14 protein-coding genes and 2 pseudogenes are annotated in these 14280 nt (G+C 69.9%); 8 read left to right on the plus strand and 8 right to left on the minus strand.

Translation table 11 applies throughout. The annotated features are described in order from the left end of the window. The first annotated feature begins 981 nt into the window (after positions 1–981). Positions 982–2040: a fatty acid desaturase family protein gene (locus tag ACEXOX_RS02975; RefSeq protein ID WP_406518904.1), complete on the plus strand. Its 1059-nt coding sequence runs from the start codon at positions 982–984 to the stop codon at positions 2038–2040. A gap of 27 nt (positions 2041–2067) precedes the next feature. Here ACEXOX_RS02975 and ACEXOX_RS02980 read toward each other — a convergent pair whose 3' ends face one another. The 5 genes and pseudogenes from ACEXOX_RS02980 to ACEXOX_RS03000 all read right to left on the minus strand — a co-directional run bounded on the left by ACEXOX_RS02980 (position 2068) and on the right by ACEXOX_RS03000 (position 5872). After that, entirely contained in the window at positions 2068–3333 is a 1266-nt protein-coding gene (locus ACEXOX_RS02980) for an IS110 family transposase (protein WP_406518906.1), read from the minus strand. Positions 3334–3821: 488 nt separating this feature from the next. Further along, on the minus strand, positions 3822–3941 hold the full coding sequence (locus ACEXOX_RS02985; protein WP_406526206.1) for an integrase: 120 nt from the start codon (positions 3939–3941) through the stop codon (positions 3822–3824). 18 nt (positions 3942–3959) lie between these two features. Beyond that, a pseudogene (locus ACEXOX_RS02990) lies at positions 3960–4257 on the minus strand (transposase); the annotation flags it as partial. Further along, positions 4252–4412, minus strand: a pseudogene (locus ACEXOX_RS02995) (IS630 family transposase); the annotation flags it as partial. The pseudogenes ACEXOX_RS02990 and ACEXOX_RS02995, both read right to left, overlap by 6 nt. A 680-nt stretch (positions 4413–5092) precedes the next feature. Beyond that, on the minus strand, positions 5093–5872 hold the full coding sequence (locus ACEXOX_RS03000; RefSeq protein ID WP_406518908.1) for an alpha/beta fold hydrolase: 780 nt from the start codon (positions 5870–5872) through the stop codon (positions 5093–5095). A 93-nt stretch (positions 5873–5965) separates the two neighbouring features. Between ACEXOX_RS03000 and ACEXOX_RS03005 the strand changes: the two genes are divergently transcribed. Beyond that, on the plus strand, positions 5966–6859 hold the full coding sequence (locus ACEXOX_RS03005) for a helix-turn-helix domain-containing protein (protein ID WP_406518909.1): 894 nt from the start codon (positions 5966–5968) through the stop codon (positions 6857–6859). Positions 6860–6977: 118 nt separating this feature from the next. On the opposite strand, the gene ACEXOX_RS03010 is transcribed toward ACEXOX_RS03005, so the two are convergent. Then, positions 6978–7784, minus strand: a complete 807-nt coding sequence (locus ACEXOX_RS03010) for a GAF and ANTAR domain-containing protein (RefSeq protein ID WP_406518911.1) — start codon at positions 7782–7784, stop codon at positions 6978–6980. Between the two features lie 437 nt (positions 7785–8221). Continuing rightward, positions 8222–8695 carry an ArsI/CadI family heavy metal resistance metalloenzyme gene (locus ACEXOX_RS03015; RefSeq protein ID WP_406518913.1) on the minus strand — a complete coding sequence of 158 codons (474 nt, stop codon included), beginning with the start codon at positions 8693–8695 and terminating at the stop codon, positions 8222–8224. An 84-nt stretch (positions 8696–8779) separates the two neighbouring features. Here ACEXOX_RS03015 and ACEXOX_RS03020 point away from each other — a divergent pair, with 84 nt between their 5' ends. The 4 genes from ACEXOX_RS03020 to ACEXOX_RS03035 all read left to right on the plus strand — a co-directional run bounded on the left by ACEXOX_RS03020 (position 8780) and on the right by ACEXOX_RS03035 (position 12173). Further along, on the plus strand, positions 8780–9178 hold the full coding sequence (locus ACEXOX_RS03020; RefSeq protein WP_406518914.1) for an ArsR/SmtB family transcription factor: 399 nt from the start codon (positions 8780–8782) through the stop codon (positions 9176–9178). Next, positions 9175–10296 (plus strand): ACR3 family arsenite efflux transporter, encoded by a 1122-nt coding sequence (arsB, locus tag ACEXOX_RS03025; RefSeq protein WP_406518916.1) that lies wholly within the window; start codon positions 9175–9177, stop codon positions 10294–10296. The genes ACEXOX_RS03020 and arsB overlap by 4 nt, the downstream gene beginning before the upstream one ends. Then, positions 10289–10708: an arsenate reductase ArsC gene (locus tag ACEXOX_RS03030; protein ID WP_406518917.1), complete on the plus strand. Its 420-nt coding sequence runs from the start codon at positions 10289–10291 to the stop codon at positions 10706–10708. The genes arsB and ACEXOX_RS03030 overlap by 8 nt, the downstream gene beginning before the upstream one ends. 1243 nt (positions 10709–11951) lie before the next feature. Further along, positions 11952–12173 (plus strand): hypothetical protein, encoded by a 222-nt coding sequence (locus ACEXOX_RS03035; protein WP_406518918.1) that lies wholly within the window; start codon positions 11952–11954, stop codon positions 12171–12173. 220 nt (positions 12174–12393) lie between these two features. On the opposite strand, the gene ACEXOX_RS03040 is transcribed toward ACEXOX_RS03035, so the two are convergent. Further along, positions 12394–12864, minus strand: a complete 471-nt coding sequence (locus ACEXOX_RS03040; RefSeq protein ID WP_406518919.1) for a DUF5994 family protein — start codon at positions 12862–12864, stop codon at positions 12394–12396. A gap of 387 nt (positions 12865–13251) precedes the next feature. On the opposite strand from ACEXOX_RS03040, the gene ACEXOX_RS03045 reads away from it, so the two are divergent. Both ACEXOX_RS03045 and ACEXOX_RS03050 read left to right on the plus strand, forming a co-directional pair. Then, positions 13252–13818 (plus strand): DUF5994 family protein, encoded by a 567-nt coding sequence (locus ACEXOX_RS03045; protein WP_406518920.1) that lies wholly within the window; start codon positions 13252–13254, stop codon positions 13816–13818. A 7-nt stretch (positions 13819–13825) separates the two neighbouring features. Further along, positions 13826–14104, plus strand: coding sequence for a hypothetical protein (locus ACEXOX_RS03050; RefSeq protein WP_406518922.1), 279 nt, complete (start codon positions 13826–13828; stop codon positions 14102–14104). Positions 14105–14280 lie beyond the last annotated feature (176 nt).

Below are 14280 nucleotides of genomic sequence, written 5' to 3' on the forward strand. Positions count from 1 at the left end.
AGCGCGCACATGGGACACCCATTACCCGATCCCTGCTCAACGGCACTGTCTTGCTCCCTCAGCACCCCCAGCTGCGATCCTCCCTGCCCGGAAGAAACATCCGCGCTCGTCCTGCCGCCCTGGTCGGCTTCGGCTTCCTCCAGCCTCTCTGGGGGGGTGGCCGCGGCCGTGCTGCTCTACGGAGTCTTCCACTACGGCCGACGCGAAGGCAGTCTGCGCGGGGGCCGGGGTCACACGGAGTACCGGGATTACCGAGAGGACCGCGACCGCCGTGGACGTTGGGACCGCTGGTACCGCCGGGAAAACGAGAGCCGTTGGGACCGCGAGGAGCGCGAACGGGACCGGGAGCGCCGGTAGCAGGCAGCAGGCAGCAGGTTCACGGCACACGTGAGGCGATACAGGAATGGTGAGGGTAGAGCCCGGTGACGGTGTCCTCGGTGAAGGATGCCGCCCAGGACGCTGGTGGCGCGGGCCGAGAATGAGCACTGTGCCGTCTCTGGCCGACCGTGCGGATCAACCGGATACACAGGGGGCGATGGCCCTAGTGACCGCATATGCCAAGTGCCGCGGACTGCTTGCTTAAGGGTCTGATGCCCATGGCGACGGTGATGCCTCCCGGAGACGTGCCGGGGCAGCGGCTGACTACCCGCCCTCCGCTCTCCCTTCCATCCGGCAAGGTGCCCGTGCGCCCGGCCCTTCCCCTGTCACCTTGTCATGTGTGAGTGCTTGGCCGGAGTCGGTCTGTTCAAGGAGGGCGGGGAGGGTTACGGTGAATACAGAGGCCCCAGCCCCCGGTCGCGTGAGGACCCGCCCGGAGGGCGAAGTACCCCAACGCCTATGCCACTGCCGATGAGTCCACGGAACTCGCTCGGTGTAGTGCCCCGTCTTCCGGTACACCGTGGGGTCGCACCGCAGGCAGTGTCCGGCCCTGTCGTAGTCCGTGAGCACAGCCGGCCCGTTGGGGCCGGCGAGATTGGCTGTATGAGTTCTGACATCCCGCTGCACCCGGTTCTGCCGCCGCCCCAGCATAAGGGCGGCAGTGACTTCGCCCCGCTCTCCAAGAAGATCGCGGAGGCCGGCCTGCTGGAACGGCGGCCAACCTACTACGCGGTGCGGGTCGCCTTGGTGGCCGCGCTGTACGTGATCGGTTGGGCCGCTTTCGCCCTGGTCGGCGACAGCTGGTGGAGTCTGGCCGTGGCCGCGTTCCTGGCCCTGGTCTTCGGCCAGGTCGCCCTCGTCACCCACGATGTGGCCCACCGCCAGGTGTTCCGGCTGCGCCGGGCCAGCGAACGCTCCGGCCGGGGAGCTGCGAACCTGGGCATCGGCATGGGCTACGGCTGGTGGCAGGACAAGCACACCCGCCACCACGCCAACCCCAACCATGAAGAGCTGGACCCGGACGTCGTCCCGGACCTGCTGGTCTGGTCCCAGGCCCAGGCACGCGCCGCCGCCGGGCTCCCCCGGCTGCTCGGCCGCGCCCAGGCGTTCCTGTTCTTCCCGCTGATTCTCCTGGAAGCGTTCAACCTGCATGTGGCCGGTGTCAGGGCACTGGCCAACCGTTCGCTCAAGCGCCGGGGCCTGGAGGGCACGCTGCTGTTCGCTCACTTCGCGCTCTACCTGACAGCGTTGTTCGTGGTGCTCCCGCCCGGTATGGCGGTGGCCTTCCTGGCGGTTCACCAGTGCTTGTTCGGCGTCTACCTGGGCTCCATCTTCGCTCCCAACCACAAGGGCATGCCGACCCTGAGCGGCACCGAACGCCCCGACTTCCTGCGCCGTCAGGTTCTCACCTCCCGCAACGTACGCGGCGGCTGGTTCACCGACATCGCACTGGGCGGCCTGAACTACCAGATCGAACACCACCTGTTCCCGAACATGCCCAGCCCGCACCTGCGCAAGGCGCAGCCCATCGTCCGCCAGTACTGCCAGGAGACGGGCATCGACTACCTGGAGACCGGCCTGTTCGCCTCCTACCGGCAGGTCCTCACGAGCCTGCACCACGCCGGCACCCCGATCCGCCAGGAGACCCGGACCGCCCCCTGACCCACCTATCGGGTAGCGGCGCCTCTGTCATCCCGCACCGTCATGAGCAACAGGCCGAACCTCACAGCCCCCAGATGCCCAGGACGGCGGCGCGAAGCGGTACATCCCGAGTACCGGCCAAATCGGTGCCCATGCACCTGTGAACGTTGCATCCGGGGGCCGAGGGGTGAGACTCCCCTCGGCTACTCGGCGGGTTTTGCCGCGTGCTCGCTGGCGATCGGAGTAGGTGCGGGAGGCGGGGTCGGCGTTCATGCAGGCGAAGGCGGACAGGAACATGGCGCGTTTGAGCTGCCGGTTTCCGCCTTGTGGAGCGTGTTCGCCGTGGCTTGAGGTGCCGGACGACTTGGTGGCGGGGGCGAGGCCGACGCAGAAGGCGAGGTGGGCGGCGGTGGGAAAGCTGGTGCCGTCGCCGACGGTGACCAACAGGACGGCGGCGGTCCTGACGCCGACGCCGGGCATCGAGGTCAGGACCTGGTGAAGAGGGTGAGCCTCCAGCAGGGTGGTGATCTGGGCTTCCATCGCCTGGCGCTGGGTGTGGACAGCGGCGAGCGAGGCGGCCAGGGAAGGGATCACGAGGTCGAGGGTGGCGGTGCCCGGGACGACGGCGGTCTGTTCGTCGAGCGCGTCGAAGACGTCGTCGATCAGCCGGGTGGCCATGCGCGGCGCCTTGGGCCGGATCACCTCGGCCAGCCTGCGGCGGCCGGCCTTGCGCAGGGCGGCCAGGGAGCCGTGACGCTCCAGGAGCCAGGTGACGGCCTGATGGTCGAGGCGGGGACCGAGGACGCGTTCCAGACTGGGGTGGAACTGGGTGAGCAGGCCGCGTATCCGGTGGGAGGTGCGGGTGGCCTCGGCTGCGAGGTCCTCACCGAAGCCGACGAGCACGGCCAGTTCGGCGGTGATCTCGTCGGTCGGTTCCAGGGACCGCAGGGTGTGCGGCATGGTGCGGGCCGCGTCCGCGATGACGGCGGCGTCCTTGGCGTCGGTTTTTGCCTCGCCCGGGTAGAGGTCGGCGATCCGCCGCATGGCAAGGCCGGGCAGATAGGCGACCTGGCAGCCCGCGTCGCGGGCCACGGCCAGGGGCAGGGCGCCGATCGAGGCGGGCTGGCCGACGATCACCAGGACCGTGCCGAACTTCGCGGCCGGCTTGTCGAAGACGGCCCGCAGCTTCGGCTCGCTGTTGGGCAGGGGCTTGTCGAAGACCTTCTTGCCGGCCGGGGTCAGCCCGTGCCCGTGACGGGCTCTCTTGCCGACGTCCAGGCCCAGGAACACGCTCACGTCTTCGGTGTCGAACATCGCACCTGCCCGGAACGTTGTCGGTGCCGGCCTCGGCGTTGGTGTCGTACGCGCGCATCCACGTTATGCAGACCTGCCGCCCACGAAGACCGGGCATTGCGCCAGGCCAGGCAGCGGTCGGACCTCTTATCAGCGTCTCCGACGGCACCCCCGGGCCCGGTGACACCGCCCCCCAGGTCATGCCTTCGACAGGGGGCAACAGCCATGCCGGGCCCGAAGGCCAGCGGTCCTCTTGCAGGACCACGGAAAACATAACGGGGCAGTGGAGGGTGGCCGATGGCCGCTTCGGCGACCCACCGGACACGGCCCAGCTCTGATCCGTGAACCTGCCCACGGTAAGCGATCTGGGAACGATGCTCCGCTGTCGCAGTCGGTGGCGGTAGAGCTCGTGGTCGTAGCCGCGGTCGGCATACCGCGCCCAAGGTTCGCGGCGCAGTCGCCCGCGGCGGCCCCGGAACTGCGGCACAGTCCGGAGCTCGTAGAGCGGTTCACCACGCGGTAGCGCCTCCTCCGCTGACGCGGTCCCACTCCCGCATGGACTGCTCGATGAGCCGGTCGGCCTGCTCCCGGACGCCGTCCAGAAACTTGGCGTAGTGGCGCAAGAGCACCTGGACGCACTGAAGGAGACCGAGGAGGGGGACGGAGGTGGATGTCGCGTCGATCACGTACGCCGACGGGTGCCTGTGCGGCCTTCCTGCTGGCGCACCGAGCCCGTAACAGCCCGTTGAGCTGGGCAAAGTGGCCTCCCTTCGGCCACTTTGCGAAGTAGCCGTAGACCGTCTGTTGCGGTGGGAAGTCGTGCGGGAGGTAGGCCCGCTGGCAGCCGGTGCGGTCCACGTACAGGATTGCGTTCATGATCTCGCGCAGGTTGGGCCCGGGCGGCCGGTCGAAGCCCAGGGCCCGGCCGCGGCGCTCGGACTCCACTGCCCGGTGTCGGCGGTGGAGGGAGCCGATGACCTTGCCGGTGGCGACCTGTAGGCGGCGAAGAGCGTGGTCGTGCCGGCCCGGACGTAGTCGTGGCTGCGGCGTTCAGGAGCACCGGGCACCAACGGCAGCACCGGCTGGGACCGGTCCAGCGCCGGCCATTCGGCCATGGTCGGCCTGTCCTGCCGGTTGCCTGCCGGCAGCGCCCGCCCCACCACAGCCCGCAGACTTCCCGGCCCATGCAGATGCCGCGCCCCCGGCGCCTGAACGGGCAGACACCACGAAGGCTCTGCCTGCCGCCTCTTCCTCAGGGCGTCCGCTCTCGCTTCCGCCCGCACTGCTGCTTCTGGCCCGCGGGCCCTGCCTCTTGACGTACGCGGTTCGGCACTGTCGTACGGCTGGGTAGCTCCAGGAACCTGACGCCGATTCACCTAGAGGCGTGGTGCACCTCTTCCGCCGCGCCGCGGCCGTTGCCTGTTCCGTTCAGCTGCTGTCCGTGGTGGCCTGCTCTGCCGATACCTCTCACGAGGACGCCAAGCCGCCGCGGTCGGCCGCCCCGCCGGCGCCGAGCGGGCCGGCGCCGGCCAAGGCGGTCGACCAGTTGGAGTTCGCCCGTGGGAGCCGGACCGGCCACGACCGGGACAAGTCCAAGCTGTGGGTCGACGCCGACCGCGCCACCCCCAGCCGCAACCTCCAGCACGCTGCATCCGCGCCCGATGCTCTTTGTAAACATGTCCACGTAGTCCGCGTCTGGCGACGGGATGAGGGAGCGGCCTGTCATGCAGGGGGCAGGCGGGTGATCAAGAGCAAACCCGTCGTCGGACCGCGCGGATGGTCAGGCTGCTGGCGCGAAGGCCGTGATGGCCCCGACGAGGTCGGCCGGGGCTTCCAACGGGATCAGGTGGCCGGTGTGCGGGATCACCATGAAGTCGGCTTGGGAGAGATAGGGCACCAGGTGGTAACGGAGCACGTCGACGGGCTCGACCTGATCGTTCTCTCCGGCGACCACGAGGGCGGGAACGCTGACCATGCGTGTGTGCTCGGTGATGTCCTGCGCGATGCCGCGCAGCGGCCACTCGGTGCGGGCGGCTTCGGTCACGGTGCGCGAATCGGTCACGATCTGTGCCTTGACCGGAGCGGGCAGTTCGGTCGCGGTGAGGATGTGATCCCGTGCCCCGGCTACGGATTCGGTGGAGTCGTAGGCGTGGGAGAGGGCTTCCTGGTACTCGGGGGTGATCTGTGCGGCGGGCTTCGCCGGGCCGGAGCCGACGAGGACGATGCCGCGCAGGCCGGCGGGCCGGGTGGCCGCGACCAGTTGTGCGACCTTGCCTCCCATCGAATGCCCCACCAGGACATAGTCGGTGGCCCCCGCGTCGGCGAGCACGGCGAGCGTGTCGTCGGCGAGCTGGCCGAGCGTGTAGGGGCCGGGCAGAGCGCTCGACCGGCTCCATCCGCGGAAGTCAACTGTGAGCACGTCACGGCCCGCGAGGCGGTCGACGACGAGGTCCCAAGTGCGGGCGGAACCACCCCAGTAGTGCAGGAACACCAGGGTCGGCCCGGTCCCGGGCCGGTGGTCGTAAGCGGGCAGAAGCGGCTGCGACGGCGGCGTGTTCATGCTGGCTCTTCCGGTCAGTGTCATAGGCGATTTCCCCGTGTGTTCATTGAAACTTCCGCACCCGGGCAAGGCATCGGCGTGACTGGTCGCCCGATGGTGGAAACTGGACACGTGCGTGTGATCCGGCAGATGACCTACCAGCCCGCAGGGCGCCGCGCCGCCGCGGTCGAGACGATGTCGTTCGACCGCCTGCGCGAGCTGAACGACGGCGGCACGCAGCGCGCCGACTTCCATGTCCTCGCCGTCGTCGACACCGGACACGGCTCGGTCACGGTGGATTTCCTCCACCACCCGCTCAAGGAGCGGTCCGCGGTATGGATCCCACCCGGCGCGGTACACCAGTGGGACGACATCGCCGGTGTGGCGGGACACCTCGTGCTGTTCGTGCCGACCGCGCCCGTCACCCACGCCACCCGGGAACTCGTCGCCTCCCCGGACCTCGTCGCGCACTGGAGCATCCCCGACGCCGACTGGCCCTTCATCGGCGTGGCCCGCGACCATCTCCTCCTCGAAGCGTCCGCACCATCCGAGAACTTCTCGACGGAACTGCCCCAGATCCTGCTCTCCGCGCTCATCGCCCGGCTGCGGCCACCCCACTCCGGAGCACGCTCCCGCCACCCGCTGTTCCTGAGGTTCCGCTCCAGCGTCGAAGCGCACTTCCGGGAACACCACGACGCCGGCTACTACGCCCGTGCTCTGGGATACGCGCCCCGCACCCTCTCACGAGCGGTGCAGCAGGCCACCGGCCGCACCGCGAAGGCGTATATCGTCGACCGGATCGTCCTGGAAGCTAAACGACTCCTCGCGCACGACCGCCTCACCGCGGCTCGCTGCGCCGCCACGCTCGGCTTCCCCGACGCATCCAACTTCTCGGTGTTCTTCCGAAAGGCGACAGGCATGCGCCCGGGTGCGTGGCAGGCGGCGGTAGCCGTCGTTCTCCAGAATTCGCCATGTCTCACGAGACACATCGGCGTCTGTGCTCTGTGAACCCAGCAGGCTTGGAGGCGTGGGCGCGCGTATCGGTGAGCACGGGCGAGCGGTCCGTGGAGATCCGACGTGCCCACCGAACCGCCCGGTCTTGTGCAGCTCGGGCCCGTGCCCGCGCTCAGGTGTCAGGGGGGGTGGGAGTCTTGCCGGTGCCCGGGGGTGGGGGCAGGGTGGTGGTGCCGTCGACGATGTCGCGGGCGAGGTCGACCAGGCGCAGGTGGTGGTGGCGGGCGTGGGCGCGCAGGCGGTGGAAGGCCGTGTCCAGGTCGGTTTCGTGGCGGGCGGTCAGAAAGCCTTTGGCCTGTTCGATGATGGTGCGGGTGTCCAGGGCTTTTTCGAGCTGGGCGCGGACGGTGCGGTGCTGGTCGAGGGTGCTCTGCTGGAGCAGGGAGATGGCGGTGGCGTCCGCCAGGGCGCGGGCCAGGTGCCGGTCGGCTGCCGGCAGTGAACCGGGGACGCGGCGGAAGAGGTTGAGCACGCCGATGGTGTCGCCGCGCAGCCGGATCGGGGTGGCGTGCACGGAGGTGTAACCAGCACTGTGGGCGCGGGTGCTGAAGCGCGGCCAGCGCGGTGAGGGTGTGGCGTTGAGGGTGTGGTCGACGGGGACGGCCTGGTCGAAGGCGGTGCAGCAGGGGCCTTCGCTGGCGTCGAGTTCGAAGAGTTCGACCAGGCGTACGCGTTCGGAGGAGGCGGCGACCAGGCGCAGCGGACCGCCGGGCACGGCGAGCATGACGCCGGCGTCGCCGATGTCGAGCAGGTCCATGCAGTGTTCGGCGACGCGGTAGAGGAATTCGGCCGGGTCGAAGTCGTCGACCAGGGTGTCGGCCAGGTCGATCAGCGCGGCGGTGATCCGCGCCTCACGCGGCAGCCCAGGCGGCCCGTTCGACGAGGGCGGATCCGGAAGGGGGAAGGACGAACTGGGCATGGCAGCCTCCGGTCGGAACAGTGCCAGCAACCGGGGCCGGAAGCACACTACGGGGTCTGGGTGGAATACCACCCGGACGAGGGCTGACTACTGTCACGGTACTCCTTTGCATGGCTTCAGCGATGAGATGTGGCCCTGTTGAGGAGCGAACTCCGGCTTCACATCGCAATCACTGTGGTGTGACCTGTGCACGAGTATTGGCCCCACTTCGAGGACACGCCTCTGAGGCCGACGTGCCGAACGAGCCGGGCCACCCAGTCTTCTCCAGACTTTGCTGTGTCTCAGGTGGCACATCGGTGTCCGTGTGCATCTCTGTCCGCGGTGCGTCTCCGGCGTTGCGGGCCAGGGACTTCCTGGTGCTCGCCGGTGGCGGCCGGGCAGCCGCCCGCGCGTCACTGTGGGGTCTCGACGGCGCGCGGCTGCCTGGTGCCGGCGGGTCAGCTGCCGCAGGAGCAACCGGTGGCTGACCGGGCGGGCTCGGCGGCCGTGCTTTCGCTGGTGCGGCAGGCGTCGCCGTCCAGGGCGGGGCTCTTGCCCATCTGGTCGGCGTCGGCCTTGACGACGTAGACCTCCCAGGGCTCCTTGCCCGGACCGGTCACCCAGACCTTGTCCTGCAGGGCATAGCAGCAGGAGGTGTCGTTGTCCTCGAAGGTCGCCAGGCCCGCCTCCTTGAGGCGGCCGGTGGCCGCGACGACCTGCTCGGTGGAGGTGACCTCGACGCCGAGGTGGTCCAGCCGAGTCTCCTGGCCCGCTTCGCCCTCGATGAGGACGAGCTTCAGCGGCGGCTCGGTGAGGGCGAAGTTGGCGTATCCGGGGCGGCGCTTGGCCGGCTCGACGCCGAAGAGCCTGGAGTAGAACTCCACCGATGCCTCCAGGTCGGCGACGTTGAGGGCGAGCTGGACACGGGACATGACGTCCTCCCTGATGTCGTTGCATCGAAAGGTTTCGATGCAAGGCAGCTTGCGCCCTGCATCGACGTTCGTCAACATAGAAGGATGTCGAAACAAGAGGTCGAAGGGCTCGGCCCAGCCGGAGCCTGCTGCCCAGGGCTGCTGACCGTCCCGCTGGACGAGGACCAGGCCACCGAACTGGCGAAGGTCTTCAAAGCCCTGGGTGATCCGGTGCGGCTGCGGCTGCTGTCGATGATCGCCTCCCGGGCCGGCGGTGAGGTGTGCGTGTGCGACCTGACCCCGGCCTTCGAGCTGTCTCAGCCGACGATCTCCCACCACCTCAAGCTGCTGCGCCAGGCCGGCCTCATCGACTGCGAACGCCGCGGAACCTGGGTGTACTACTGGCTGCTGCCCGAGATGACCGACCGGCTCGCCGGCCTCCTGGCCCGCCCGGCCGGACAGCCGCTGCCCCAGCCCGCGATCGTTTCCGGGGCCGCCTCATGACCGCCGAGGCCACGCCCGCCGCCGGACCGGTGGCCGCCCGCCTGTCCTTCCTGGACCGCTTCCTGGCCGCGTGGATCCTGCTGGCCATGGGTCTCGGCCTGGGACTGGGCCGCCTCGTCCCCGGACTCGGGGACGCGCTGGCCGAGGTCAGCGTCACCGGCGTCTCCCTGCCGATCGCCCTGGGCCTGCTGGTGATGATGTATCCGGTCCTGGCCAAGGTCCGCTATGACCGTCTGGACACCGTCACCCGTGACCGCCGCCTGCTGATCCCCTCCCTGGTCGTCAACTGGATCGTCGGACCGGCCGTCATGTTCGCCCTCGCCTGGCTCTTCCTGCCGGACCTGCCGGAATACCGGACCGGGCTGATCATCGTCGGGCTGGCCCGCTGCATCGCCATGGTCATCATCTGGAACGACCTGGCCCGCGGCGACCGCGAGGCCGCCGCCGTCCTGGTCGCCCTGAACTCCGTCTTCCAGGTGATCGCGTTCTCCGCGCTGGGCTGGTTCTACCTCCAGGTGCTGCCCGGCTGGCTCGGCCTGGACCGGACGACGCTGGACATCTCGGTGTGGGAGATCGCCCGCAGCGTACTGATCTTCCTCGGCATCCCGCTCGTCGCCGGGTTCGCGACCCGCCGGATCGGCGAGAAGACCAAGGGCCGCACCTGGTACGAGACCAAGCTGATCCCCAGGATCGGGCCGTTCGCCCTGTACGGGCTGCTGTTCACCATCGTCGTCCTGTTCGCCCTCCAGGGGAACGCGATCACCTCCCAGCCCCTGGACGTCGCCCGGATCGCGCTGCCGCTGCTGGTGTACTTCGCCCTCATGTGGGCCGGTTCCATGGCCCTGGGCCGCGCGGCCGGACTGGACTATCCGCGGGCGACGACGCTGGCGTTCACCGCCGCGGGCAACAACTTCGAGCTGGCCATCGCGGTCGCCATCGCCACCTTCGGCGCCACCAGCGGCCAGGCCCTGGCCGGGGTGGTCGGCCCGCTCATCGAGGTGCCCGTGCTGATCGGCCTGGTCCATGTCGCCCTCGCCGCCCGCCGGTACTTTCCCCGGTCCAAGCCCCTGCCGGCCCCTGCGGCTGCCGCCGAGGAAGCAGGTTCCGCCCGTGTCTGACACCGCTGCCAAGCCGTCGGTGCTGTTCGTGTGCGTCCACAACGCCGGCCGCTCGCAGATGGCCGCCGCCTTCCTCACCCGCCTCGGCCAGGGCCGCATCGAAGTCCGCTCGGCCGGATCGGCCCCGGCCGACGCGGTCAACCCGGCCGTCGTGGCGGCGATGGCCGAGGCCGGAATCGACATCGCCGCCGAGATTCCCAAGGTGCTGACCACCGAGGCCGTGCAGGCGTCCGACGTCGTGATCACCATGGGCTGCGGGGATGCCTGCGCCGTCTTCCCCGGCAAGCAGTACCTGGACTGGAGGCTCGCCGACCCAGCCGGGCAGGGGGTCGAGGCCGTCCGGCCGATCCGCGATGAGATCGAGCGCAGGGTCCGGAGCTTGCTGGCCGGGCTCCGGCCCGGCCGAGCCTGACTGCACCAGTCCCACTCGGCTCACTCGCGGATGGCTTGCGACCTGGCGAGCGGAACGAGGACGGCCGAACGTTTGGCGGCCTGCTCGCGCAAGGCGGTGTTCCCTGCGAGCAGGACGGCGATGACGGTGGCGGCTGCGTCGACCTGCTTCTGGACGCCGTCGCTCCTGTCGGCTGTTCCTGAGCTGGCGGCGAAGAAGAGCGATCCGTTCGGTCTGCTTCTGGTCGCGCCGGCTCGCCGGGCTCTGGCCGGCCCGAGCGTCCCAGTCGGCGAGCACGCCAGCCGCGCGGTTCATGGTGGCCCGGCTGACGCCGGCCTCGCGCCAGAGGTTGTTCTTCGTGAGTTTGCCGCCGGTGCGGGCCGGCTTGCCGGTGAAGAGCATCTCGCGCCAGCGGGTTCGTCGTCCATGGTGCAGTGGTTGAGCTTGCCGTCCCCACAGCGCGTGGAAGTGCTGCGGGGACAGCCGCGGCACAAGCCGCTCCAGGTGGGCGGCGAACAGCAGAAGCTGCGGCGGGTTCGAGGGCAGGACGAACGCGTTGCGGCACTCCAGACAGCGGGTGGGCGCCACCGGGCAGAGCCGGCCCGGTGGCCCGTAGGGCGAGGCAAACGGGTCCTTGGAACTGGAGACGCCCCTGTCCATCCGGTCGGCCCGCAACCGCTCCACGTCCTGGTGCCACTCGGGGGTCAGGTCGAGGTGGTCCGCGTGGAGGACGGTGCCGCGCAGCATGATGCCCAGGCCAGTGGGGAGAATGTCCGATGGCCGTCGTCGGGGTGCCGGACTCCGTGAGCTGGGTGCCCAGCGCGCCGACGAGGCCCATACGGGCACCCCGGTTGACCACGGCGATCGATGCCCGGAGCTGCTCGCCGCCCACGTTGTCGATCACCGCGTCGACGTCCTCCGGAGCCGCGGCGCGGCCCGGCCGACGATGGCTTCGCGCCGGCCGGCGTCGTCCCGGACGGCGGTGGATCCGTGTCCGTAGGGATCGGCGGCCGCGTGCCGCGTGCCCGGGTGACGTGGTCGCCACCGGCTTCACCGTTCCTTCCGCATCCACAGCGATCAGCCCCATACCGGAAACGGTCCGATACCGGCACCGGAGCAGAAAGAAGGCGCCGCCTCGGCGACGCGAGTGGACAAGGAATGCGGCAAACGCGTCAGCAGCCTCTCCGCAGAACAAAACTCCGCGGAAGAGAGGAGGGTGAAGCCAGGGACCGGCTGCCGGTCCCCCGGGGTCGGAGGTGTTCTCTTGGGCGTCTCATACGCCCGGCTACAGAGCATCGAAGCCATCGTGCAGGCCGTTCGTGACGACCACGACTGGCGCATCGGTGTCCTGCTCGACCGGTTCGTACCCCACGCCGGTCTCCCCGCGCTGCTGGCCCTGAGTGAGGCCCCGGAAGACGGGCTGTCGAACCGGCCTCCCCCAGACGAGCGGCAGCACCCGGAGAATGTGCTCGGTCTCCCGCAGTAGGGGACCGGGCACTCTCGCGCCCAGCCCGGTCCCGGCCTGTCCACTTTGACGCCGGCCCGCACCTCTACGGCGACGGAGCAGGCCCTGGGCAAAGGCTTCGTAGCGGGGCGGCGGCTCAGACGCGGCACGGGCTGAGGTCGTCGAAAACCGGGCAGGGCCTGACCGTCCAGCGCGGCGAACACACAAAGACCGCGGGGCAGGCCAAGGCCGGCTCTGCCCCTCAAGCGGGAATGATTCCGGCGGCGGAGAAGATCTCCGCGGCCGATGCGCTGTTGCCGTCCTGGACAGCCATGGCCATGGCTGCGCGTGCGGCGGACGCGTCGGCCTGTGGTGGGAGCATCAGGAAGGAGAAGATGTCCTGCCGCCCGCGGGTGACGAGCATCGTGCCGTCGCCGACCTCGGACCAGTCGATACGTATCAGGTGACCGTCGACGACCAAGTGGTGCGGGTGCGCGTCCCAGGCGCTCGCATCCAGTCCGAGACGTGCGAGGGGACCCAGCCGCTCGGTCAGCACGCGCATCAAGCCGGGCAACTCGGTTTCGAGATCCCGGGATCTCGGCCACCACGTGCCGTCGAAGGTCCCGTCGCGGCGAGGGGTCGTCTCCATCCTCAGTACGGCTACCCCTGGGCCCGCCTGATGGGCACGGGCGCCGTCCGGCAGCATCACGGGCAGCAGGGGATCAACGGTCATGGCGCACCGTCCGCACCCGAGTACGGCAGCAGTTGCCGAGGCGTCCACGACCGGAAGGCCCGTCTGCCGATCACCGGCGGACCGAGTGTGTTCGTGGTCATCACATGACCTCGCCCGGGGCGGCCCCGGTGTGGTGATTCGCCGAGAACGACACAGGCAACGGAGCCCGCGTACGAGGAGCCCTCGGTGCAACCAGCCTACTCCTGAACCACCACTCCCCTGGTCAGCTCTCTGTCCAGGGCTCCGGCCGTCGGCAGTCGTGGTCGGCGCTGACGGCGGAGTACGCTGGTGACACCGAGAGCATTTTCTGACCGGCTTCCTTGCCGGTATCTCTCTCGGATCTAAACACCGGGCCGGGCACGCCAGGTCCGGGGACGGGTCGACACCATGACGGTGATCACCGAACGACCCCCGCCGGCCGCGCCGGACGTCAGTCCCTCCGGCCACCCGCCGGTCCGCCTCTCCCTCAAGCCCGCGGGCCCGCAGACCGGGCTGCTCGACGGCGCCTGGTGGCCCCGCTCCCGCGACCTCGCACGTGAGCTTCCCGCCCTGACCGAACGGCTGGAACCGCTGTGGGGCCGTATCACGCGCATCACGGTGAACCCGACGCACTGGCCGGCCGTGCCACGCGCGATCCCGGCCAACGGCCGTGTGATCAAGGTGGGCTGGTTCACCGAAGAGCAGGACCCCCATCAACTCCTGTTGCTCTCCTACCGCGTAGGGCGCTGGGACCTGCTGATCGTTCCTCCGGAGACCGGCGCGGCCGCCGCCGCACGGCTCATGGACGCCGCTTCGGATCCGCACACCGCCCGGACGGGCAGCGATCTCATGGCGGCCGAGTCGGCCCGGCACCTCGCGGCCCCTGCCGAGGCGGACCCGCCGGTCCGCACCGAGACATGGGAAGCGGAGGGCGGCGCCATGGCCGCGCGCGATTGCACGGCCGACGGGAGGTGACGCGGCCATGGGCACCGGTCTCACCGTCACCGTCCTACTCGCGATGACCGCTCTGGGAGTATTCGTGATCCATCTGCTGAACGCCCAGCACGACGACCGGATCGCGCTGTACCGGTACAGCCGCCGCCTTCCGGACCGCCGCGGCGCCCACGAGCCCACCCGGTCGCAGCCGGTCACCGCCGCTCCACCCGCCCTGCACGACCGCCGGGACCACAGGGACGGAGGCCGCGGACGCCTGCGCCCGCGGCGCAGGACCACCGGATCCTTCAAGGACCGGAGGGCCTGACAGGGGCAACAGCGCGACACGGCGGGCCTGTGACCGGGCCTGCCGTGCCGTTCGGGCGCGGCCCGGCCGGCCCCCGGCTAGTACGCTGTCGCGTCCCCGACCGCTTACCCGGCCTTGACCGCCCCATTACCGCCATACCCCAACGCCTCTCGGCCGTACGGGTATTGATGCCCCCC

This window comes from Streptomyces sp. Ac-502 (assembly GCF_045222935.1).
GTDB lineage: Bacteria > Actinomycetota > Actinomycetes > Streptomycetales > Streptomycetaceae > Streptomyces > Streptomyces monomycini.

What these genes read in the sequence shown, in the direction of transcription:
- ACEXOX_RS02975 (WP_406518904.1), top strand. Translation starts at nt 982, where the DNA reads ATGAGTTCTGACATCCCGCTGCACCCGGTTCTGCCGCCGCCCCAGCAT.
- ACEXOX_RS02980 (WP_406518906.1), bottom strand. Translation starts at nt 3,333, where the DNA reads ATGTTCGACACCGAAGACGTGAGCGTGTTCCTGGGCCTGGACGTCGGC.
- ACEXOX_RS03000 (WP_406518908.1), bottom strand. Translation starts at nt 5,872, where the DNA reads ATGAACACGCCGCCGTCGCAGCCGCTTCTGCCCGCTTACGACCACCGG.
- ACEXOX_RS03005 (WP_406518909.1), top strand. Translation starts at nt 5,966, where the DNA reads ATGGTGGAAACTGGACACGTGCGTGTGATCCGGCAGATGACCTACCAG.
- ACEXOX_RS03010 (WP_406518911.1), bottom strand. Translation starts at nt 7,784, where the DNA reads ATGCCCAGTTCGTCCTTCCCCCTTCCGGATCCGCCCTCGTCGAACGGG.
- ACEXOX_RS03015 (WP_406518913.1), bottom strand. Translation starts at nt 8,695, where the DNA reads ATGTCCCGTGTCCAGCTCGCCCTCAACGTCGCCGACCTGGAGGCATCG.
- ACEXOX_RS03020 (WP_406518914.1), top strand. Translation starts at nt 8,780, where the DNA reads ATGTCGAAACAAGAGGTCGAAGGGCTCGGCCCAGCCGGAGCCTGCTGC.
- arsB (WP_406518916.1), top strand. Translation starts at nt 9,175, where the DNA reads ATGACCGCCGAGGCCACGCCCGCCGCCGGACCGGTGGCCGCCCGCCTG.
- ACEXOX_RS03040 (WP_406518919.1), bottom strand. Translation starts at nt 12,864, where the DNA reads ATGACCGTTGATCCCCTGCTGCCCGTGATGCTGCCGGACGGCGCCCGT.
- ACEXOX_RS03045 (WP_406518920.1), top strand. Translation starts at nt 13,252, where the DNA reads ATGACGGTGATCACCGAACGACCCCCGCCGGCCGCGCCGGACGTCAGT.
- ACEXOX_RS03050 (WP_406518922.1), top strand. Translation starts at nt 13,826, where the DNA reads ATGGGCACCGGTCTCACCGTCACCGTCCTACTCGCGATGACCGCTCTG.